The following is a 1,690-nucleotide window of genomic DNA, read 5'->3' as shown; positions in this document are numbered from 1 at the left end:
GCTTCGTCGCCTTCCGGGCGCGAACGCTTCAGCACCACGAACGCCACGACCGCCTCGCCCGTCGTGTCGTCCGGACGGCCGACCACCGCCGCCTCGGCCACGAGTTCATGCGACACCAGCGCCGACTCGATCTCCATCGTGCCGAGCCGGTGGCCCGACACGTTCAGCACGTCGTCGATCCGGCCCATGATCGTGAAGTAGCCGGTCTCCTTGTCGCGCACCGTGCCGTCGCCGGCCAGATAGAGCGTGCCGCCGAGTTCTTCCGGGTAGTAACTCTTCTTGAAACGCTCCGGATCGCCCCAGATCGTGCGGATCATCGCGGGCCACGGGCGCTTGACGACCAGAATGCCGCCTTGCCCGTTCGGCACGTCCTGCCCCGTCTCGTCGACCACCGCGGCCGTGATGCCCGGCAGCGGCAGCGTGCACGAACCCGGCACGGTCGGCGTGGCGCCCGGCAGCGGCGTGATCATGTGGCCGCCGGTCTCGGTCTGCCACCACGTATCGACGATCGGGCAGCGCTCGTGGCCGACGTGCTTGTGGTACCACATCCACGCTTCCGGATTGATCGGCTCGCCGACCGTGCCGATGATGCGCAGGCTCGACAGGTCATAGCTCTTCGGATGCACCTTGTCGTCGGCTTCGGCCGCCTTGATCAGCGAACGGATCGCGGTCGGCGCGGTGTAGAACACGGTGACCTTGTGATCGCCGATCATCTTCCAGAAGCGGCCGGCGTCCGGATACGTCGGCACGCCTTCGAACACGACCTGCGTGCCGCCGCATGTGAGCGGGCCGTAGGTGATGTACGTGTGGCCCGTGACCCAGCCGATGTCGGCCGTGCACCAGAACACGTCGTCGGGTTTCCAGTCGAAGGTCCACTTCATCGTCTGCGCGGCCCACAGCAGGTAGCCGCCCGTGCTGTGCTGCACGCCCTTCGGCTTGCCGGTCGAGCCCGACGTATACAGGATGAACAGCGGATGCTCGGCGCCGACCCAGGTCGGCTCGCAGCGGTCGGATTCGCCGTCCACCAACTCGTGCATCCACAGGTCGCGGTCTGCATGCCAGTCGATCTTGCCGCCGGTGCGGCGATAGACGATCACGCTCTTGACCGCTTCGCAGCCGCCCAGCGCGATCGCCTCGTCGGCGATGCTCTTGAGCGGCAGCGTCTTGCCGCCGCGCGCCTGCTCGTCGGCGGTGATCAGCGCGACCGCGCCGACGTCGACGAGCCGCTCGTTCAGCGATTTCGCGGAGAAGCCGCCGAACACGACCGAGTGGGTCGCGCCGATGCGCGCGCAGGCCTGCATCGCGACGATGCCTTCGATCGACATCGGAATGTAGATGACGACGCGATCGCCCTTGCCGATCCCGCGTTTCTTCAGCGCATTCGCGAAACGCGACACGCGCGCGAGGAGATCGGCATAGGTGACGCGGGTGACGGTGCCGTCGTCGGCCTCGAAGATCACCGCGACGCGCTCGCCGTGGCCGGCTTCGACGTGACGATCGAGACAGTTGTACGACGCGTTCAGCTCGCCGTCGTCGAACCAGGTGTAGAACGGCGCGTTGCGCTCGTCGAGCACCTTCGTGAACGGCTTGTGCCACGTGAGGCCTTCGCGCGCGAGACGCGCCCAGAAGCCTTCGTAATCCTGCTCGGCCTCGGCGACGAGCGCGCGATAGGCCGGCATGCCGGAAATGG

Annotated in this window: 1 protein-coding gene; it reads right to left on the bottom strand. The window is 67.2% G+C overall.

What is annotated here, in order from left to right:
* Positions 1–1,690: acetate--CoA ligase (gene acs, locus H0X95_RS35600; RefSeq protein ID WP_196446432.1), on the bottom strand; the 1,690-nt coding region annotated here is incomplete at both ends.

Source organism: Burkholderia sp. 9779_493 (genome assembly GCF_015712215.1).
GTDB lineage: Bacteria > Pseudomonadota > Gammaproteobacteria > Burkholderiales > Burkholderiaceae > Burkholderia > Burkholderia cenocepacia.
The sequence above is the reverse complement of the archived record's forward strand: the minus strand, read 5'-3'. Positions and strand labels throughout refer to the sequence as shown.